Source organism: Sphingomonas sp., from assembly GCF_036402235.1.
GTDB lineage: Bacteria > Pseudomonadota > Alphaproteobacteria > Sphingomonadales > Sphingomonadaceae > Sphingomonas.
In genome coordinates this window covers 45205-63802 of record NZ_DASWTG010000019.1, presented here as the reverse complement: position 1 = coordinate 63802, position 18598 = coordinate 45205, and the positions used below count along the sequence as shown (strand labels likewise).

Here is an 18598-nt window from a genome sequence, read left to right as displayed (position 1 = left end):
GAAACGCCTGAATCGATGAGTACCGGTTTCGATCGCGATTCGGACGAGTTCGCGCGGGGCGCGCGCGCCGTGGTCGTCTATCCCGACCTTGGCGGCAGCACGCGCGACGCCGAGGCGCGGCTGGAGGAAACCGCCGGCCTCGCGCTCGCGATCGGGATCGAGGTGGTCGAGCGTGTCGCGCTGCGCATCCGCGCGCCCAAGCCAGGCACGCTGATCGGATCGGGCCAGGTCGATGCGCTGGCCGAGACGGTGCGCGATGCCGAGTTGGGGCTGGCGGTGTTCGATGCGGCGCTGACCCCGGTGCAGCAGCGCAACCTCGAGACTGCCCTCGGTTGCAAGGTGATCGACCGCACCGGCCTGATCCTCGAGATCTTCGGCGAGCGCGCGCGGACGGCCGAGGGCCGGCTGCAGGTCGAGCTCGCCCATCTCGACTATCAGGCGGGCCGGCTTGTGCGCAGCTGGACTCATCTCGAGCGCCAGCGTGGCGGCTTCGGCTTCCTGGGCGGCCCCGGCGAGACGCAGATCGAGGCCGACCGCCGGCTGATCCGCGACCGCATGGCGCGGCTGCGGCGCGAGCTCGATTCGGTGAGCCGGACGCGCGGGCTGCACCGCGGGCGCCGCCAGCGCGCGCCCTGGCCGGTGATCGCGCTGGTCGGCTACACCAACGCCGGCAAATCCACGCTGTTCAACCGCCTGACCGGCGCGGACGTCATGGCGGAGAATCTGCTGTTCGCGACGCTCGATCCGACGCTGCGGCAGATCTCGCTCCCGGGGATCGACAAGGCGATCCTGTCGGATACGGTGGGCTTCGTGTCGGAGCTGCCGACCCAGCTCGTCGCGGCGTTCAAGGCGACGCTGGAGGAAGTGGTGTCGGCCGATCTGCTGATCCATATCCGGGACATCGCGCATCCAGACACGCAAGCGCAGAAGGATGATGTCGAGACGGTGCTGAAGGAGATCGGCGTCGATCCCGCGACCCCGCGGTTCGAGGCCTGGAACAAGCTCGACCTGCTCGATGCCGAGCAGCGCGATGCGGTGCTCGCCGAGGCCGACAAGCGCGACGATGTGATCGCGGTGTCGGCGCTGAGCGGGGAAGGGGTCGACGCATTGATCGGCAAGGTTGCCGGGCTGCTGACCCAGGGACACCGGCGCTATACCGTCCGGCTGGATCCCAGTGACGGGGCGGGCGCGGCATGGTTGCACCAGCATGGCGATGTCGTCGAGCACTGGATGGACGGCGAGCACGCCGTCTATGAGGTCCGGATGGCGCCCAAGGATTATGAGAGGTTCGAGGTTCGCGGCGTATAATGCTGGATCGTCGTGCTTTTCTTTCATGCGCAGCGTTTTTCCTTGTGTCCGCCGCGCCGCCGCCGGAACCCGCGACCGTTCGGGTCCGGCTGGTCACGTCTGCGGGGAACATCACACTGGCGCTCAATGCCCGGCGCGCACCCAAGACGGTCGCGAACTTCATGCTGTACGTCGATGACGGACGGCTGGAGGGTACTCAATTCTATCGCACCGCGCGCCGCGCGAGCAATCCGAAGCTAGGCTTCGTCCAGGGTGGGATCGGCACCGATGCAAGGCGGATCCTTCCCGCGCTGCCGCTCGAGCCGACCAGCCGCACGGGGATCAAGCACCTCGACGGCACCATCTCGATGGCGCACGGGGCCGATCCCGATTCAGCGAACGGCAATTTCTCGATCATGGTGGGCGACAATCCGTCGCTCGATGCGCGGCCCAACACGCCCGGCTTCGCCGCATTCGGCAAGGTGATCGGCGGGATGGACGTGGTGCGGCGGATGCTGGCGATGCCCAGCGGCGGGGGCAGGGGCGTGATGCGCGGGCAGATGATTCTCAAGCCGGTCAGGATCATCCGCGCGGAGCGGCTCAACGGCACGGCCAAGCCGAGCGGACGGCCCAAGAGCTGGCTGATCGCGCTCCCCTGGCACAAGAAATAGGCCCGCGGACGGTTTTTCCGACCGTCCGGACGATTCCCCACTTGCTGCAACGCAACATCGTCGCCAGATTGTTTCCATGGATAACGCTAACGGAGCCGACTCGCCGGCCAACCCGACGCCGATTGTGCTGGAGGGGATCGTCAGGCAGTTGTGCCTGAACGCCGTCTACAATCGCACGCGCATGGTGTTGGCGCCGCACATTCTCTATGCCCGTGGCGATGCGCTCTATATCGATGCGCAGGTCATCTCGCGCGATTTCGTGATCCCGCGCGAGGAGAAGATCGGCACCTTCAAGATCGACGGCCTCAAGAATCTGGCGCTGACCGAGCGCAGCTTCACGATCAGCAAGCTGTTCGATCCCAAGGCCGAAAAATATGCCGGCGCGCTGATGGCGGTGGAGCCGGGCGCGGCGGTTCCGGCCTAGCTTTCGCTACGGCACGCCGCGGCAACCTTGTTGCCCGCGGGATCCCGGACATAGCGTATCAGTTCGGCCCATCCATAGGATGAGGTGAAAAGCCTAACCCTGCTTGGCCTGCTGCCAGAGCGCCTCCTGGGCGTCGAGATCAAGCGACGCGAACCCATCGCCCGCCGCGGCCTCCATCGCACGGAAGCGGGTCTCGAACTTGGCGTTGGCGGCGCGCAATGCGGCTTCGGGATCGACGCCGAGCTTGCGCGACCAGTTGACCATCGCGAAGAGCAGGTCTCCGATCTCCTCGGCACGCGCGGCGTCGTTGGCCGCGGCCTCGACCTCCGCCAGTTCCTCGTCGATCTTGGCGCGGGCGCCCGACGGATCGGGCCAGTCGAAGCCGGTGCGCGCGGCGCGCTTCTGGAGCTTTTCCGCGCGGAGCAGGGCGGGGAGGCCGATCGCGACCCCGTCGAGTGCGCCCTCCGCCCCCTTGCTCCCCCGTTCCGCGGCCTTGATTTGTTCCCAGAGGTGATGGCCGCCCTCCGCCGCGCCGAGGAAGATGTGCGGATGCCGGCGCTCCATCTTGTCGCAGATATTGGCGATGACGCCGGACAGGTCGAAATGACCGGCTTCCTGCGCCATGCGGCTGTGGAAGATCACCTGGAGCAGCAGGTCGCCAAGCTCATCCCTGAGATCGGCCATGTCGTTGCGCGCGATCGCGTCGGCGACCTCATAGGCTTCCTCGATCGTGTACGGCGCGATCGTCTCAAAGGTCTGGACGGTATCCCATTCGCAGCCGGTCACGGGATCGCGCAACCGCGCCATGATCGCCATCAGCCGCTCGATGCCGGGGGGCTCGATCGCAGCGATGTCCATAGCGGGGGGAGCTTCCCGATCGCTCATTGCGAAAGTCCGATAATATACATTATGTTAAATTGACTATCTAGGTCGTTGTGGTGCGAGGCTGCGGTTCGAGGATCAGGACATTCCCTTCCACGCGCCAGGATTTGAGCCGCGACAGGAAATTCATGCCGAGCACGTCGAGATCACCGAAGCTGGACGCGACGAACACGGTGAGATCGTCGGTGCCCAGTGGGCCGACCTCGACCCGCTGCGCACGGGCGCGGCGCGCCTCGACCGTACCGTTGGCGGTCGACACGCTCACCGGCATGCCGCGCGCGTAATCGATGCCGGCGGCCTGCGCGGTGCCTTCGCTGATCGCGCTGACGGTCGCGCCGCTGTCGATCAGCATGCGCCGCTCGACGCCGTTGATGCTGGCACGCGCCCAGAAATGACCGTCGGGCGATAGCTGGATGCGGATCGTCTCTCCTTCAGCGACCTGCGGCTCTTCCGAAATGCCGATGCGCGCGCCAATCGTGTTGAGTTGATCCATGATCATATGGCGGTTGACCACGACAAGATAGATCAGGCCCGCAATCACCGCCCAGCCGATCACGGTCTTGAGAATGAACCCGACCCGAAGGTTGCGGATGCTGAGCGAGCCGAGCACCAGCACGAGGAAGCCGAGCAGTCCGACGAGCTGCAGGATCTGGGTCTCGCTCAAACCACGATCTCCATGCCGTCATGGCCCGGCTCCACGCCGTTGGGCAGCTCAGCGATCAGCGTTCGATAGTCCATCGTCTTGTCCATATGCACGAGGACGGTGCGCTGCGCACGGCATTTGCGCGCCCATGCGAGCGTTTGTGCAAGATGTGGGTGCGTCGGATGCGGCTCGCGCCGCAATGCATCGGCGATCCACAGATCGAGGCCCGCGTAGAGACGCTCCATATCCGGTGTAAAATCACTGAAATCAGTTGCATAGCCAACCGACTTCTTATCCTGCTCGAAGCGCAGGCCAGCCGATGTGATGCCGCCATGCGGCTGATCCACCGTGCGCACCCGGATATCGCCGATCGTCATCCCGTCCGCCAGCGGCGCGATCGTCGCGGTCGCACGGTACGGCCCCCCGCCCTCGAACACATAGCGGAAGCGCGCCGTGAGGCCGGCGATCGTGGCGGGCGGCGCATAGCCCCGCACCGGTTCGCCGCGGGCATGCATCAGCTGACGCAGATCGTCGATGCCGTGCGTGTGGTCGGCATGATCATGCGTCCAGATCACCGCATCGACATCCGCGACATCCGCGGCGAGCAGCTGCTCGCGCATGTCGGGGCTGGTATCGACCAGGATGCGCGTGGTCGCACTCTCGACCAGAATCGACGCGCGGGTGCGGCGGTTGCGCGGTTCCGCCGGGTCGCAGCTGCCCCAGTCATTGCCGATCCGCGGAACGCCCGACGAAGTGCCGGATCCCAGGATGCGGATCTTCACGCCCCGCCCCTACGCCAGCGTTTTCGCGAACAATTTGTGGAAGTTGGCGCGGGTCGCTTCGGCCAGTTCCTCGGCGTCCTCGCCCCTCAGCTGCGCGAGGAAGCGGCAGGTGTCGGCGACGAAGGCCGGCTCGCCGGTCTTGCCCCGATGCGGCACGGGCGCAAGAAAGGGCGCGTCGGTCTCGATCAGCAGGCGGCCGAGCGGAAGGCGCGCGGCGGTTTCCTGCAGATCGCGGGCGTTCTTGAAGGTGACGATGCCCGAGATCGAGATGTAGAACCCCAGCTCCATCACCTTGTCAGCGAACGCACCGCTGGCGGTGAAGCAGTGGATCACGCCGGGATAGGCACCCTTACCCATCTCGTCTGCGAGGATATTCGCAGTGTCCTCTTCGGCATCGCGGGTATGGACGATCAGCGGGAGGCCGGTTTCGCGGCTTGCGGCAATGTGCGCGCGAAAGCTCGCCTGCTGCTGCACGCGGTCGCTATGGTCGTAATAGTAGTCGAGCCCGGTCTCGCCGATACCGACCACGCGCGGATGCTTCGCGCGGGCGACGAGCTTGGCGGTGTCGATATGCGGATGCTCGTCCGCCTCGTGCGGATGGATGCCGACGGTGGCCCAGACGTCCGCCTCACGCTCGGCGGTGGCCAGCACCTCGTCCCACTCGCGCTCGCGCGTCGCGATGTTGAGCATCGCCACCACGCCGCTTTCGCGGGCGCGCGCCAGCACTTCGAGCTGCTGCTCGCCCAGCCCCTTGTAGTTCAGGTGGCAATGGCTGTCGGCGAGCCTCATGCCGTAGGTTCCGCCGCCAGTTCGAGCCGCGGGAACACGCCGGTCGGCGGCGCGAGGCGGAATCCCGACGCCGTCAGCGCGTCATACCAGCCCTTGTCATCGAGCGCGGCGTGGTCGCGCGCCCGCTGCCCCAACTGATCGAGGATCTTGCCGGCGGATTCCGGGATCACCGGGAGGACGAGGATGGCGAGGTCGCGGATCGCGCGGACCAGCGTGCCGAGCACGGCGTGCATGCGCTCGGGATCGGTCTTGCGCAGCGCCCAGGGGGCCTGCGCGTCGATATACTGGTTGCAGGCGAACACTGCCCGCATCCACTCCTCGAGCGCCTGCCCCAGCGCAAGTTGCTCGAACGCGTCGCGGAACTCGCGCCCGGCGTCGGTTACGGCGATCAGCAGTTCGGCATCCGCAGCCTCGCTACGACCATTGCCGGGCAGCTCGCCCCCCAGATTCTTGGCGATGAAGGCGAGCGTGCGCTGGGCGAGATTACCGAAGCTATTGGCGAGATCGGCATTGGCGCGGGTGACGATCGCTTCGTCGCTGAAGCTGCCGTCATTGCCGAACACGACCTCACGCAGCAGGAAATAGCGCAGCGATTCGACGCCGTAGAGGCGTGCCAGCTCCATCGGATCGACCACATTGCCGGTCGATTTCGACATCTTCTCACCCCGGTTGAGGATGAAGCCGTGCGCGAATACCTGTTTGGGCAACGCGATCCCGGCGGACATCAGGAAGGCCGGCCAGTAGACGGCGTGGAAGCGCGTGATGTCCTTGCCGATCAAATGCAGGTTCGCAGGCCAGTAATGCGCGAGCGCGCTGCCGGCGTCGGGATAGCCGATGCCGGTGAGGTAGTTGGTCAGCGCATCGACCCAGACATACATGACGTGGCCGGGCGAATCCGGCACCGGCACGCCCCAGTCGAAGCTGGTGCGCGAGATCGACAGGTCGACCAGCCCACCCTCGACGAACTTGACGATCTCGTTGCGTGAACGCTCAGGCCGGATGAAGTCCGGTTGCGCGGCGTAGAGATCGAGCAATTTCTGTTGATATCCGGAGAGGCGGAAGAACCAGGTCTCCTCGGCGGTCCATTCCACGGGCGTGCCCTGGGGCGAGAGCTTGACGCCCCCTTCCCCCTCGGTCAGTTCCTTCTCTTCGTAGAAGGCCTCGTCGCGGACCGAATACCAGCCCTCATAGCGGTCGAGATAGAGGTCGCCATTGGCCTCCATCGCCTTCCAGATCGCCTGGCTGGCGGCATAGTGATCGGCATCGCTGGTACGAATGAAGCGATCATAAGAGATATTCAGATCGCGCGCCATATCACTGAAATACGCTGACATTTCGTCAGCGAGCTGACGCGCGGTCAAGTCGCGGGCCCGCGCGGTCTGCGCCATTTTCAGGCCATGCTCGTCGGTGCCCGTCATGAAGCGCACATCGCGCCCCGCCTGACGCTGGAACCGGGCGATCGCGTCGGCGGCGATCATCTCATAGGCATGGCCGATATGCGGCTTGCCGTTGGGGTAATGGATCGCGGTGGTGATGTAGTAAGGTTCGGCCATGCCGGCGCTCTAGAGCAAGCGCGCGCTCGTTTGAAGGGCGACAGATTGCCAAAACATCGTTCGTGCTGAGCTTGTCGACGCACTGCCCTTTCTCCGCCGGGACCAAGAACAGCCCTTCGACAAGGCCAGGGCGAACGGATGTGGGTAGCGATGCGCGAACGGGATCAGCGCACCGCCAGCCGCGCGAGGATGCCGCCCATCTCGAACACGGTCGCCTGCGCGTCGAGCGACTGGGCGAGCGCGAGCGGGCCGAGCAGGGAGGCCTGCTCATAGGCGGCGAGCGCGTCGGTAAGCGCCCTTCCCTGCTTGCTCCGGGCCTCGGCAGCAATGAAGGCGGGGACACGGGCCAGGAACGCCTCGTAGCGCGGCTGCGCGGCCTTCGGGCCCAGCGTCTTCGCCAGGCGCGAGCGGATCGCGTTGTCGGGATCCCCCCGAGTTGCGATCGCCGACATCTCGGTATCGAGCGTGGCGAGGTCAAGCCCGGCAAAGCCGAGCGCCTTGCCGGGCGATCCGCCGCCGGCACGGACCAGCGCATCGATCTCGGTCGCGCTGGCTTCGGGCAGTTCGGCCCGGAGGACCGAGGCGACCTCGGCATCGCTCAGCGGATCGAAGCGAAGCAAGCGGCAGCGCGAGCGGATCGTCGGGAGCAACCGACCCGGCGAGTGGCTGACGAGCAGGAAGATCGTTCCCTCGGGCGGCTCCTCGAGATTCTTGAGCAGCGCGTTGGCGGCGCCGGGGCGCTCGACATCATCGATCGCGTCGATCACCACCACACGGCGCGGCGACATGCTCGGCTTGGTCGCGAACATCGGGTTGAGGCCGCGCACCTGCGCGATCGGGATCGATCGGGCGAGGTTCTCGCCGGGCTTGTCGGGATCCTTGGGCAACCGCTCCATCACGCGATAGTCGGGATGCGCCCCCGCCTCGATCATCCGGCGGGTGGGATGATCCTCGGGCACGTCGAAGTCGCCGCCAAACTCGCCCTTCCCGGATGCTTCGGCCAGCATCCGCATCGCCGCCTGTCGCGCGAAACTCGCCTTGCCGACGCCTTCCGGGCCAGCGAACAGCCAGGCATGGTGAAGCTGAGCGCCGGAGAGGGCTGCCCGGAACGCGGCCTTTGCCGCGGCATTCCCGGCAAGTGACGTCATGGCAGCAGGTCGGCGAGCGCATCGAGAAGTGACGCCGTGACGTTACTTTTCTCGCGCGAGGCATCGATCACGCGCACGCGCTCCGGCTCCGCCGCGGCGATGCGGCGGAACTGCGCGGCGACCGCGGCGTGGAAGTCCGGCCCGCGCGCGCCGAACCGGTCGTGCACCCCGCCGTCGCGAGCATGCGCACGCTCGGCCGCTGCCCCTTCGGGCAGGTCGAGGAAGAAGGTGCGATCGGGCAGCAACCCCTTCGACCCGAAGCCGTGCAGCGCGAGGATCGCGGCATCGTCGATGTCCTGCACGCCTTGATAGGCACGGGTCGAGTCGATGTAGCGGTCGCAGATCACCCAGCTGCCGGATTCGACCGCGGGACGGATCAGCTTCTCGACATGGTCGGCGCGCGCGGCGGCGAACAGCAACGCCTCGGCATGCGCGCTCCAGCGGTTGACCGCGCCCTGCATCAGCAGATCGCGGATCGCCTCCGCCCCCTCCGTGCCCCCCGGCTCGCGCGTCAGTACCACATGGATGCCGCGCACCTCCAGCGCCTCCGCCAGCAGGCGCGCCTGGGTCGATTTGCCGGCGCCCTCCCCGCCCTCGAGGCTGAGGAAGCGGCCGCTCACGCGAAGAACGACATGAGGCCAGCCCAGACACGGCCGAAGAAGCCCGCCTCGCCGATATCGCTCTCCGCGACCAGCGGCATGCGCTGCTCGGGCAGGCCCGGCGCGGTGATGACGAGATCGGCGACATGCGCACCGGCCTTGATCGGCGCCTTGATCGGCCCCTGATAGACCACGGTGGCCTTGAACTGCGGGCTGGTGCCGGCGGGGATCGCCACCGAGAGGTCGCGCGGGGCGACCAGGCCGACCTCGGACGCATCGCCGAGCTGGACCTGCGCGGCATCGACCTTGCGGCCCTTGCTCACCACCTTCTGCGACGACCAGGCACGGAAGCCCCAGTCCATGAACTTGACCGATTCCTCGATGCGCTGGTTGAAGCTGGTGAGGCCAGCGACGACCATGACGATGCGGCGGCCATTCTGCTGCGCCGAGCCGGTGAAGCCATAGCCGGCCTCCTCGGTATGCCCGGTCTTGAGGCCATCAGCGCCCTTGACGCGGCCGAGCAGCGGATCGCGGTTGGCCTGGGTGATCGGTGCGCCGCCCATGGTGGTGCCGAAAGTGAAGCTCTCACGCGAGTAGAAGCGCTTGTAGAGATCGGGATGGTTGGAGATCGTCGCCTTGGCGAGATGAGCGAGGTCGCGCGCTGTCACATAGGTGCGGCCCTCGTCCGGCCAGCCGTTCGAGGTGCCGAACCGGCTGTTCTTGAGGCCAAGCTCCGCCGCCTTCTGGTTCATCAGGTTGACGAACGCTTCCTCGGTCCCCGCCACCGCCTCGGCGAGCACGACGCAGGCGTCGTTGCCTGATACGACGACGATGCCGTTGAGCAGATTCTCGACGCTGACCTTCTGACCAGGCGACAGGAACATGGTCGAACCCGCTGCAGGGCCGTGCCATTTCCGCCATGTCTCCGGCCGGACATCGACCATCTGGTCGAGCTTGAGCTTGCCCTGCTTGATCAGATCGAACGCGACATAGGCGGTCATCATCTTCGCCATCGAAGCGGGCGGCATGCGCCGGTCGGCGTCCTTGGCGTAGAGCACCGCGCCCGACGACAGATCCTCCATGAACGCCACCGGCGCCACGGTCTCGAACGTCGGGGTCTGTACGGTCGGCGCACCCGCATTCTGTGCCGAAGTGGGCGCGATGACGATTGCGAGGGCAGCGGCGGAAAGCAGGAACGTCTTCATGGGCTCTTTTGGGTCCGGAGGTTCGAGGTCAGGGATTGGAAAGGATGCGCGCATCGCCATAGCCGCGTTTGGCGGCATCCGCACGCGCGCGTTCGGCGGCGGCCCGGTCGGCAAATGGGCCGAGCTGGACGCGGTGGATGTTGCCGGCGCTGCGCACCGTACCGCCAAGCTGGCTGGCGAGCGAGCGCGCGCGCTGGGCATTGGAGAGCGCGGCGACCTGAACCATCAGGCCGCGGGCAGCGCCGGTGGGCTTGGCGGGAGCGGGTTGACCTCTTGCGGGCAGGGGTTGGGCCTTGGCCGGCTCGGGCCTGGCAGGCTGCGGCTTGGCAGGCGGAGCCTTGACCACGCGCGGCGGCGCGGGCCTTGCCGGTGCCGGAACGGGTGCCTGCTCCGCGAGCATACGCCGGAGGCCGACGAGCAAAGCCTGCGGCGCGTCTGCGCGCGTCGGGGCTGCCTGTCCCCCGGAAAGCAATGCGGAATCCTGGGGAGTGACGGTGACGCGCCGGACGCGCACAGGTGCACTCCCGGCGACCCCGAGCTGGGCCGCAGCGCTGCCCGAAAGCGCGATCAGCCCGTCCCCCTGCCCGCGCACCTGGACCAGGATCGTCTTGCCGCTGTCGAGCGCCGTCACCTCGGCGAAGCTGCCCGCCGCCAGTTCGCCGCTGAGCGCAAAGACGCCCTCCCCTTCGGTCAGCGTCGCGCGGCCGACCCGGTCGAAGCGCGCCTCGCCGGGACGCAACTGCGACGAGCCCTGAGGCGCGGTGCTAGGCGACGGAGCGCCCTGCTCAAGCGTGGCGGGCGGCAGTTCCTCCAGACGCTGCGCCGCACCCGCGCCGGTGGCGGCGAGCAGCAGCAGGACAAGGCTAGTTTGCGACTTCATCGGCGAGCAACCCCACGGACAGCGCATAGAAATTCGAGCAGTTATAGTCGAGGATCACGCGGTAATTGCCGGTGAGCAGATAGGCGGTGCGACCGGGACCGTCGGGCTCGAGCAGAGTCGCCTGGACATGATCGGCCGGCCAGCTTCCCGATTGCGGGACGATGCCCAGCGCGCGCCATTCGGCCATCGTCTTCCAGCCCGAGTGCCGCTCGAACACGCGGCCGCAGCGCGGCGAGCGGGTGCGGTTGGCGATCGCGGCGCGGTTGAAGCCCGAGGGCACGTTGACCGCGACGCCCCAGGGCTGGCCCGGCCGCCAACCGGCATTGACGAAATAGTTGGCGATCGAGGCAAGCGTGTCGGCCTCGTTCGACCAGATGTTCGCCACGCCATCGCCGTCGCCATCGCGCGCGAGGCGCAGATAGACCGAGGGCAGGAACTGCGGATAACCGAACGCGCCGGCCCAGCTGCCCCTGAGCCGATCGCGCGGCACGCCGCGATCGACCATCTTCATCGTCGCGATGAACTCGCCCGCGAACAGCGCGCGGCGGCGTCCTTCATAAGCGAGCGTGGCGAGGCTGCGCGGCAGATCGAAATCGCCGGTGTAGCTGCCGTAGTTGGTCTCATGCCCGAAGATCGCGACCATGATCGATTCGGGAACGCCGGTCTCGCGCTCGACCCGCGCGAGCTGCGGACGCAGGCGGCGATAGGTGGCGCGGCCGCGGTTGATGCGCGCGGCATCGACATGGCGCGCCTTGTAGGGCGCGAAGTTGGGGATCGGGGCATTGGGGTTGGTGCCGCCGGGCTGATCGCGGTCGAGCTCGACCACGCGGGCATTGTAGCTGAGCGAGGGCAGCACCGCGTCGAGCGTGCGGGCGCTGACGCCCTCGCGCAGCGCCTGCTGGCGGAGCGGGCCATGGATATAGGCCTGGAACCCCGCTTCGTCCTGAGCCACCGCCGGGGCGTTCGCGAGCGTACACGCCGCAACCACCGTCCCCAGCACAAAGATACGCCGTACAAGGCCCTGAAAATCCCGCATCCGGCATCTGTGCCACAGCGTTTCGCGGGCATGAACCCCCCAGCGCAACGAAATCGCAGGCCTCTTGCAGAAAACACGCCGAACGCCCAAAGGCGCTGACCAGCGCGGAAGGGTGGCCGAGTGGTTTAAGGCAGCGGTCTTGAAAACCGCCGTGGGTGCAAGCTCACCGTGGGTTCGAATCCCACCCCTTCCGCCAGTTGCGCCTGATCTCCGCGCAAATCAGGCAGGGACGTAAGTCAGCCTGACGGTGTCCTCGTCAACGAGGTCGGTGGAAACGAAGCGGAGGCGCGGCCGAGAGCCGGCGAAGAACGGCTTGCCGTGACCAAGCACGATCGGGCGGAAATAGAGCCGGTACTCGTCGATCAGGCCAAGGTTGGTCAGGGTTGCCGCAAGCTCCGGTCCGGAAACCGCGATCTCCCCGCCGAGCCGGTCCTTCAGATCACGCGCCGTCGCCTCCATGCCGCTCGCAAGCAACGTAGCGTTGGGGCCGACCGACTTCAGCGAGCGGGACACGACCCATTTCGGCTGTCTTCGCCGCGCTGGGCGAACGCGCGGTGCTCCGCGCTCCGCTCAGGATCGTCTTCGTCCCAACAGCATGATCTCGTACATGCGGCGACCGTACACGCTGCCAGTCAAGCCGCGCATATGATCGATCCAGTGGCGGAAGAGCAGAGGATCGGGCGTGAATGCCTCATGGTCATGGTCGACATAGCCGTCGAGGGACAGGTTCATTCCGAAGACGAGCTTCGCCGTGCCGTCAGACCTCGGCACCAAGGCTACCTCGATAGTCGGAAGCTTGGGGCGCGGAAAGTGGAAGGCGCCGGTCAGCCTCGCCCGATCAGCCGCTTCGCGATCGTGTCCGCGACCTCGCTCGCCGGCGCACCCGTGCGCTCGCTCTCGTCCCACACCTCGTTGAGGCGTTCCGGGATCTTCGCGATGCGGGCTTCGACCTCGGCGCGGTTGCCCTGGCCGAGATACTCCAGGCCGACATTGATGATGCCGCCGGCGTTGATCACGTAATCGGGCGCGTAGAGGATGCCGCGGGCGTGGACGCGGTCACCGTCGGCGCGCGTGGCGAGCTGGTTGTTGGCGCCGCCCGCGACGACCTTGCAGTCAAGCGCGGCGATCGATTCCTCGGTCAGGATCGCGCCGAGCGCGTTGGGGCTGACGATGTCGGCCGACACGCGCAGGATCGCGTCGGCCGCGACGGTATCGGCACCCAACTCCTTCGCCAGCGCCGCGGCCCTGTCGGCATTGACGTCTGCCAGCGTCAGCTTGGCGCCATCGGCGGCGAGGCGACGCGCCAGGCCCCCGCCGACGCTGCCGACGCCCTGCACCGCGACATGCACGCCCGCCATCGAATCGGTCCCGAGCGCGCGCCTGGCCGCGGCCTTGACGCCCAGATAGATGCCGAGCGCGGTGAACGGGCCGGGATCGCCGCCCGCCTCGCCGCCCTCGACCGGCAGGCCGGAGACGTGGCGGGTGCGGGTCGCGATGACCTTCATCCGGTCCTCGGACATGCCGACATCCTCGGCGGTGACGTAACGGCCGCCGAGCGATTCGACGGCATCGCCGAACGCAAGCAGTTGCGCCTCGCTGATCGTCGCGCCACGCTCGGGAGCAAGGACGACGCCCTTGCCCCCGCCGAGCGGAAGCCCGGCCATCGCGTTCTTGAACGACATGCCGCGCGACAGGCGGAGGGCGTCGGTGACCGCCGCACCGCTCTCTGCATAGTGCCAGAAGCGAACGCCGCCTGCCGCCGGGCCGAGCTTGGTCGAGTGGATCGCGATCACCGCCTTGAGCCCGCTCTGCGGATCGCAGATCAGGTGCACGCCCTCGTGCTCGTCAAAATCGGGAAGATCCCAGACCGCGCTCATTACGCCTCTCCATCGACGCTAACAAAATTTCCGAAGCGCGTAATATTGTTCCGTGCGCCGGAGCGCCAGCCCTAATGTGAAGCTGCGGTATAACCTTGGAGAAATGGGGCGATCGACGGGACTTGAACCCGCAACCCCCGGCATCACAAGCCGGTGCTCTAACCAATTGAACTACGATCGCCGTGGAGCGGCGCGCTTAGCGGCACGATGGGCCGAACGTCAAGCCAAACTCGGTCTGACTGTCGCGGAAGCCAAGATATGAGGATGGCCGGCGCCCGCGGCAACGCCGATGGCGCTGGCCCGCGCGATGCGAATCGCCTCATCCGCGGTGATGACGCCTTCCCGCGCGAGCGTACGAGCGGAGGCGGCGAGCGTCGGCGCGGCGAGGAAGGCGTGTCGCGCGAGCAGCGCGGCGTCGGCGCCCTTGGCGAGCAACCCGTGGAGCGGGCCGTCCACCGCGACCGCCTCGAATATCTGCGCAACGCCGGCATAGCCCGTGCCGTCGCACGCGCCGCAACCGGCCGGGCGATAGATCACGGTGCCCGGATCAATCCCGAGCAGCGCCGATTCGGACGTGCGGGCCTGCACCGGAAGCCGGCAATCGGGGCACAGTCGCGGCGCGGGGTGCATCGCGACGGCAGCGCGCAGCGCGGCACCGAGCAGGTGCCGCTCGACCTTAAGCGCGCGGAGCTGCTCGATCACGGCCACCGCGCTGATCGCGGCGGCGGTGATGATAATGCGTTGGCCGGAGCGTGCGAGGTCGAGGGCAGACGCTGCGGCTGCGCGGTCCGCCAGATCCTCGATCAGAATCGCATCGCAATCCATCGGCGCCGCCGCCTCAATCGCATGCCGCTCCCCGGTAATCCACGGCGCATAGCCTGCAGGCACGGCGAGTGCTTCGGCGAGGCTGCGGCGATGCGCAGGCGAAGGCGCGACCGCGAGCACCGCTCCGCCCGGCTGGCCGAGTGCGGCACGCAGCTGTTGGCGCATCCCCCCGGGCATGCCGAGCTCTGCGAGCGCATCGCGGGTCACGCCGTGCGCATCGATACGGATGACGATCCGGTCGTCCATCCGCGCCGCGCCCGGATGCGCGTGGGCCCCGTCAAGCCAGGGCGGCGTCACCTCGAACCGGCCGAGCGGCGCGAGCCCCCGCCCCTGCCGCGTCAGGACGGCGACCCGGCTGCCGTCGAGATGAAGGTGCAGCGCCGTCGCGCCGTCGCGCGCCGCGGTGCCGATCAGCTCTTCGAGTGCGGGAACCGTTGTCATGTGTCGCTGCTATGGCGTGCAAATGACAAATGAGCTGCGTTTTGATGACAGTTCGGCGACAACTTCCGCAGCTGGCGGCGTGCTCGTCCTTCTGGCATCTAGCCCGCATGATCGCATCATCAGGCTACCCCATTGAACCGGTCATCGAGCGGCTGTCGGCCCAGCCCGGCATCCAGAAAGTGCCCAGCCCCAAGCTCACGCTGTTCGTGCGCAAGAGCTTCCTGGAGCCGGAGCTGTGCACCGAGCTGATGGCGCTGATCGACGAGAACCGGCGCCCCTCGCTGATTTCCGACTATAATGGCGACCCCGTCTTCCGGACCAGCGAGACCTGCGACCTGTCGAGCGACCTTGCCGCGACGCAGGAAGTGGACCGGCGGATCGCCGCGTTCACCGGGCTCGACCCCGCGCATGGCGAGCCGCTGCAGGGGCAGCGCTACGAGGTCGGGCAGGAGTTCAAGGCGCATACCGACTATTTCGAGCCGACCGGTATCGACTTCGAGAAATTCTGCTCGGTCGCGGGGCAGCGCACCTGGACGGTGATGATCTATCTCAACGAGGTCGAGGCCGGCGGCGCGACGCGCTTCAAGGCGATCGACAAGATCGTCCAGCCCGAGACCGGCAAGCTGCTCGCATGGAGCAATTTGCGGCCCGACGGCACGCCCAACCCCACCACGCTGCACCATGCGATGAAGGTGCGCGCGGGGCTGAAATACGTCATCACCAAATGGTTTCGCGAGCGCCCCTGGGGATGAAAAAGCCCCGGCCGCATCGGTGAGCGACCGGGACTTCCCCCTTTTGTCCTGACCGGAGACCGGCCAGAATCTCGCGTCAGAACTTCGCGCTGGCGCCGATGCTGAACACCCGGCCCAGCCGGTAGCGGTTGATATGGACCAGCCCGTTGTCGCCGAAGTCCTGATACTCGTTGTAGCGCGTGCCGGTGAGGTTGCGGCCCTCGAACTTGAGCTCGAACTCGCCGCCCAGCACCTTGACGCCCTGACGCGCGACGACATCGAGCCGGAAGCCGGGTTTCTCGATGATGTCGGGCAGCAGGTTGGGGCCGCGGTTGGTCACGCGCTCGCTCGCATAGTTGAGCAGAACGGTCAGCTGCGAGAGCGATTCGGTGTCCTCGATGCCGAACTGGAAGTTGACGAGGTGATCCGACTGGCCCGTCAGCGGCGCGCCGTCCCGGAAGATCAGGTTGGCGGGGAGCAGAACCGGGGTGCCGCTGCCGTTCTGGATCGGGCTCGGCACCAGCGTGTCGTCGGCCTGAATCTCCGACTGGGTGTAGGTGTAGTTGAGCGACAGCATCAGGCGGCGGGTCGCAAAGAACCCGTCGCCCAGCGTGTCGAGCGGGATGTACTTCACCGCCTCGAACTCGGCGCCGTAGAGCTTCGCCGAGGGCGCGTAGGAGAAGCCGGTCTGCAGCGGCGATTCGTTGGTCGGGAAGAACGCGACCTGCTCGGTCGGGTTCTTGATGTCCTTGTAGAAGCCCGCGAGCGTGATGCGCTGCCCCTTGGGCATGAACCATTCGTAGCGCGCTTCGAAATTCTTGAGCTCCGAGTCGCGCAGCTGCGGGTTGCCGAAGAACAGGCGGTCCGATTCGAAGTCGCGATAGACCTGCGGCGCCAGCTCGCGGAACTGCGGGCGGGCGATGGTCTTCGATCCGTGCAGACGCAGCTGCATGTCGGGCGCGAAGTTCCACGTCACCGTGGCGGCGGGCAGCCAGTAATCGTTGGCGATGGTGGTGCCGACGAACTGTGCCGAGCTGGTGGTCACCGTCTGCCGGGCGTCTTCGTAGCGGACGCCGACCGTGGCGCGCAGACCGTCGGCAAGCTCGCCCTCGGCCTGCAGATAGCCGGCATGGATGCGCAGCTTGGCGTCATAGGCCGCGGCGCCGTCCGCGCCCGAGACGTTGAACAGCCGGATGCAGCCGTCACCCGCCGGGTTGGCGCAGGCATTCATGATGCCGTCGTAGGAGAGCAGCAGGTCGGGGCGCAGATAGCTCCACGGCGCCGAGATGCTCCCGCCGAGATACGAGCGATAGCGGAAGTCGTAGCGGAACGATTCGCGCTGCGTGTCGCTGTAGAAATAGCCGGCCGAGATGGTGATCGGGCGTGCGGTGGGGAGCTTGTAGGCGACGTCCGCCTGGCCGCTCCACAGCTCCTCGTTGAGCTCGCTGAACGCGATCGTCGCCGCTTCGCCAAGGCCGTTGAGGCTGTTGACCCAGGCGCCCTGCCCGCCCGCGGCGGTCTGGTCGAAGCGATAGCTGAAATAGCGCTCGTACGGGGCGTTGCGCTCCGTCTTGGCGTAGCTGCCGCGCAGGTCGACCGACAGGTCGTCGAACTTGAACTCACCCGCGAGCTGCGTGTTGAGCAGCTGCCGCTCGAACCAGCTGGTGTTCTGCTGGAGCACCTGGTCGCCGTTGCTGTTGGGATAGACCGTCGCCGCGCCCATCCGGGCCTGCTTCAGCGTGTCGTGGATATAGACGTTGGTCCAGCGAACCTTGTGCTCGCCGAACTCGGCGCCGAAGCCGAGCAGGCCGTTCACCACCGCGCGGTTATCGGTCAGCACGGTGCGAAAATCGCTGCGCAGCGCGCCGTTGGTGTCGGTCGTGTCCTGCTGGGTCGCGTCGCGGGTGCGGAAGCTGTTGCTGACGCTGGCCGACGCGATCACGCCGAGACGCACCGAGCCGACATCGACCGTGTGGCCGAGGTTGAGGTCGCCGCTCCAGTTGGGCGGAAGATGGTAATTCGCCTCGACCAGCGTGGTCTGCGCGTTGGTGAGCGTCGCGATCTGCGCCGAGGTGAAGCTCGGCTGAGTGAGGCCGCCGTCGCGGATGAAGCCGGGAACGTCGCGCTCGCCGGTATCGTAGCCCAGCGTATCGAGCCGGCCGCCGTCATAGACATAGCCGAGCTCGCTGGTGCTGACGGTGTCGAACGCCACCGATCCGCCGAACTGGATGAAGCTTTCTTCCGGCACCGCGCGAGTCGTGAGGTTGATCACGCCGCCGCCGAATTCGCCGGGATAGTTCACCGAATAGGTCTTCTGGACCAGCGCCGAGCCGACGATGGTGGTCGGGAAGATGTCGAGCGGAACGGTGCGCTTGAGCGGCTCAGGCGAAGGCAGCGGCGAGCCGTTGAGCATCGAGGAGGAGTAGCGGTCGCCCAGGCCGCGCACGAAGACGAAGCCGTTGCCGACGACGCTGAGGCCGGTGACGCGGGTGAGCGCGCCGGCGATGTCGCCTTCACCCGTGCGGGCGATGTCCTCGGCCGACAGGACCGAGATCACCTGCGGCGTCGCGCGGATCACGTTGGGGATGTTGCGGCCGGTGACGACGATCTCCTGGCCGGCATCGGCATCGAAGCCGGGGGCCGAGACATCGACGGTTTCTTCCGGCTGCGGCTCGGCCTGCGGCTGCTGGGCCGGAGCGGCGGGTGGCGTGGAGGCATCCTGCGCCAGCGCGGCCGGCGAAACCAGCTGGGTCGAGACGAGGAGCAAGGTTCCAAAAGCGAGGCGCTTGGTCATGGTCGCGGGATCCGGAATTTGTGTCTGTTCT

General features: G+C 67.1%; 19 protein-coding genes and 2 tRNA genes. 5 read left to right on the top strand and 16 right to left on the bottom strand.

The features are described 5' to 3' along the window. The first annotated feature begins 15 nt into the window (after positions 1 to 15). From hflX to VGD28_RS03380, 3 genes are all read left to right on the top strand, one after another. Complete coding sequence (hflX, locus tag VGD28_RS03390; RefSeq protein ID WP_331026918.1) at positions 16 to 1308, top strand: GTPase HflX; 1293 nt, start codon at positions 16 to 18, stop codon at positions 1306 to 1308. Further along, entirely contained in the window at positions 1308 to 1958 is a 651-nt protein-coding gene (locus VGD28_RS03385) for a peptidylprolyl isomerase (RefSeq protein ID WP_331026917.1), read from the top strand. Before hflX ends, VGD28_RS03385 begins: the two co-directional genes overlap by 1 nt. 76 nt (positions 1959 to 2034) lie before the next feature. Next, positions 2035 to 2382: a hypothetical protein gene (locus VGD28_RS03380; RefSeq protein WP_331026916.1), complete on the top strand. Its 348-nt coding sequence runs from the start codon at positions 2035 to 2037 to the stop codon at positions 2380 to 2382. A gap of 93 nt (positions 2383 to 2475) precedes the next feature. Here VGD28_RS03380 and mazG read toward each other — a convergent pair whose 3' ends face one another. From mazG to VGD28_RS03330, 10 genes are all read right to left on the bottom strand, one after another. Then, positions 2476 to 3240, bottom strand: coding sequence for a nucleoside triphosphate pyrophosphohydrolase (gene mazG / locus VGD28_RS03375; protein WP_331026915.1), 765 nt, complete (start codon positions 3238 to 3240; stop codon positions 2476 to 2478). Between the two features lie 67 nt (positions 3241 to 3307). Next, complete coding sequence (locus tag VGD28_RS03370) at positions 3308 to 3928, bottom strand: retropepsin-like aspartic protease family protein (RefSeq protein ID WP_331026914.1); 621 nt, start codon at positions 3926 to 3928, stop codon at positions 3308 to 3310. Next, on the bottom strand, positions 3925 to 4689 hold the full coding sequence (locus VGD28_RS03365) for an MBL fold metallo-hydrolase (protein ID WP_331026913.1): 765 nt from the start codon (positions 4687 to 4689) through the stop codon (positions 3925 to 3927). The genes VGD28_RS03370 and VGD28_RS03365 overlap by 4 nt, the downstream gene beginning before the upstream one ends. Before the next feature lie 9 nt (positions 4690 to 4698). Next, positions 4699 to 5478 carry a TatD family hydrolase gene (locus tag VGD28_RS03360; RefSeq protein WP_331026912.1) on the bottom strand — a complete coding sequence of 260 codons (780 nt, stop codon included), beginning with the start codon at positions 5476 to 5478 and terminating at the stop codon, positions 4699 to 4701. Further along, on the bottom strand, positions 5475 to 7031 hold the full coding sequence (gene metG / locus VGD28_RS03355; protein ID WP_331026911.1) for a methionine--tRNA ligase: 1557 nt from the start codon (positions 7029 to 7031) through the stop codon (positions 5475 to 5477). Before metG ends, VGD28_RS03360 begins: the two co-directional genes overlap by 4 nt. 164 nt (positions 7032 to 7195) lie before the next feature. Then, entirely contained in the window at positions 7196 to 8179 is a 984-nt protein-coding gene (locus tag VGD28_RS03350) for an AAA family ATPase (protein WP_331026910.1), read from the bottom strand. Beyond that, positions 8176 to 8799 (bottom strand): dTMP kinase, encoded by a 624-nt coding sequence (gene tmk, locus VGD28_RS03345; protein WP_331026909.1) that lies wholly within the window; start codon positions 8797 to 8799, stop codon positions 8176 to 8178. Before tmk ends, VGD28_RS03350 begins: the two co-directional genes overlap by 4 nt. Then, on the bottom strand, positions 8796 to 9983 hold the full coding sequence (locus VGD28_RS03340; RefSeq protein ID WP_331026908.1) for a D-alanyl-D-alanine carboxypeptidase family protein: 1188 nt from the start codon (positions 9981 to 9983) through the stop codon (positions 8796 to 8798). Before VGD28_RS03340 ends, tmk begins: the two co-directional genes overlap by 4 nt. 28 nt (positions 9984 to 10011) lie before the next feature. Continuing rightward, entirely contained in the window at positions 10012 to 10863 is an 852-nt protein-coding gene (locus tag VGD28_RS03335; protein ID WP_331026907.1) for an SPOR domain-containing protein, read from the bottom strand. After that, complete coding sequence (locus tag VGD28_RS03330; protein WP_414714457.1) at positions 10847 to 11899, bottom strand: lytic murein transglycosylase; 1053 nt, start codon at positions 11897 to 11899, stop codon at positions 10847 to 10849. The genes VGD28_RS03335 and VGD28_RS03330 overlap by 17 nt, the downstream gene beginning before the upstream one ends. 106 nt (positions 11900 to 12005) lie before the next feature. Between VGD28_RS03330 and VGD28_RS03325 the strand changes: the two genes are divergently transcribed. After that, positions 12006 to 12095 (top strand) — tRNA-Ser (locus VGD28_RS03325). Positions 12096 to 12118: 23 nt separating this feature from the next. Here the strand turns inward: VGD28_RS03325 and VGD28_RS03320 are convergent. The 5 genes from VGD28_RS03320 to VGD28_RS03300 all read right to left on the bottom strand — a co-directional run bounded on the left by VGD28_RS03320 (position 12119) and on the right by VGD28_RS03300 (position 15042). Beyond that, on the bottom strand, positions 12119 to 12412 hold the full coding sequence (locus VGD28_RS03320; RefSeq protein ID WP_331026906.1) for a dihydrofolate reductase family protein: 294 nt from the start codon (positions 12410 to 12412) through the stop codon (positions 12119 to 12121). 57 nt (positions 12413 to 12469) lie between these two features. Further along, positions 12470 to 12673 (bottom strand): hypothetical protein, encoded by a 204-nt coding sequence (locus tag VGD28_RS03315; RefSeq protein ID WP_331026905.1) that lies wholly within the window; start codon positions 12671 to 12673, stop codon positions 12470 to 12472. A 50-nt stretch (positions 12674 to 12723) separates the two neighbouring features. Next, positions 12724 to 13776 carry a Leu/Phe/Val dehydrogenase gene (locus VGD28_RS03310; protein WP_331026904.1) on the bottom strand — a complete coding sequence of 351 codons (1053 nt, stop codon included), beginning with the start codon at positions 13774 to 13776 and terminating at the stop codon, positions 12724 to 12726. A gap of 104 nt (positions 13777 to 13880) precedes the next feature. Next, a tRNA-His gene (locus tag VGD28_RS03305) sits at positions 13881 to 13957 on the bottom strand. A 38-nt stretch (positions 13958 to 13995) separates the two neighbouring features. After that, positions 13996 to 15042: a hypothetical protein gene (locus VGD28_RS03300; protein WP_331026903.1), complete on the bottom strand. Its 1047-nt coding sequence runs from the start codon at positions 15040 to 15042 to the stop codon at positions 13996 to 13998. 107 nt (positions 15043 to 15149) lie between these two features. On the opposite strand from VGD28_RS03300, the gene VGD28_RS03295 reads away from it, so the two are divergent. Next, positions 15150 to 15794 (top strand): 2OG-Fe(II) oxygenase, encoded by a 645-nt coding sequence (locus VGD28_RS03295; protein WP_331026902.1) that lies wholly within the window; start codon positions 15150 to 15152, stop codon positions 15792 to 15794. Positions 15795 to 15870: 76 nt separating this feature from the next. Here VGD28_RS03295 and VGD28_RS03290 read toward each other — a convergent pair whose 3' ends face one another. Continuing rightward, positions 15871 to 18567, bottom strand: a complete 2697-nt coding sequence (locus VGD28_RS03290; RefSeq protein ID WP_331026901.1) for a TonB-dependent receptor domain-containing protein — start codon at positions 18565 to 18567, stop codon at positions 15871 to 15873. Positions 18568 to 18598 lie beyond the last annotated feature (31 nt).

Bases quoted from the DNA above. Each gene is read 5' to 3' on its own strand.
- VGD28_RS03380 (WP_331026916.1), top strand. From the start codon at position 2,035: ATGGATAACGCTAACGGAGCCGACTCGCCGGCCAACCCGACGCCGATT.
- VGD28_RS03310 (WP_331026904.1), bottom strand. From the start codon at position 13,776: ATGAGCGCGGTCTGGGATCTTCCCGATTTTGACGAGCACGAGGGCGTG.
- VGD28_RS03335 (WP_331026907.1), bottom strand. From the start codon at position 10,863: ATGAAGTCGCAAACTAGCCTTGTCCTGCTGCTGCTCGCCGCCACCGGC.
- VGD28_RS03340 (WP_331026908.1), bottom strand. From the start codon at position 9,983: ATGAAGACGTTCCTGCTTTCCGCCGCTGCCCTCGCAATCGTCATCGCG.
- metG (WP_331026911.1), bottom strand. From the start codon at position 7,031: ATGGCCGAACCTTACTACATCACCACCGCGATCCATTACCCCAACGGC.
- VGD28_RS03360 (WP_331026912.1), bottom strand. From the start codon at position 5,478: ATGAGGCTCGCCGACAGCCATTGCCACCTGAACTACAAGGGGCTGGGC.
- VGD28_RS03295 (WP_331026902.1), top strand. From the start codon at position 15,150: ATGATCGCATCATCAGGCTACCCCATTGAACCGGTCATCGAGCGGCTG.
- VGD28_RS03385 (WP_331026917.1), top strand. From the start codon at position 1,308: ATGCTGGATCGTCGTGCTTTTCTTTCATGCGCAGCGTTTTTCCTTGTG.
- hflX (WP_331026918.1), top strand. From the start codon at position 16: ATGAGTACCGGTTTCGATCGCGATTCGGACGAGTTCGCGCGGGGCGCG.
- mazG (WP_331026915.1), bottom strand. From the start codon at position 3,240: ATGGACATCGCTGCGATCGAGCCCCCCGGCATCGAGCGGCTGATGGCG.
- VGD28_RS03350 (WP_331026910.1), bottom strand. From the start codon at position 8,179: ATGACGTCACTTGCCGGGAATGCCGCGGCAAAGGCCGCGTTCCGGGCA.
- VGD28_RS03290 (WP_331026901.1), bottom strand. From the start codon at position 18,567: ATGACCAAGCGCCTCGCTTTTGGAACCTTGCTCCTCGTCTCGACCCAG.
- VGD28_RS03330 (WP_414714457.1), bottom strand. From the start codon at position 11,899: ATGCGGGATTTTCAGGGCCTTGTACGGCGTATCTTTGTGCTGGGGACG.
- VGD28_RS03300 (WP_331026903.1), bottom strand. From the start codon at position 15,042: ATGACAACGGTTCCCGCACTCGAAGAGCTGATCGGCACCGCGGCGCGC.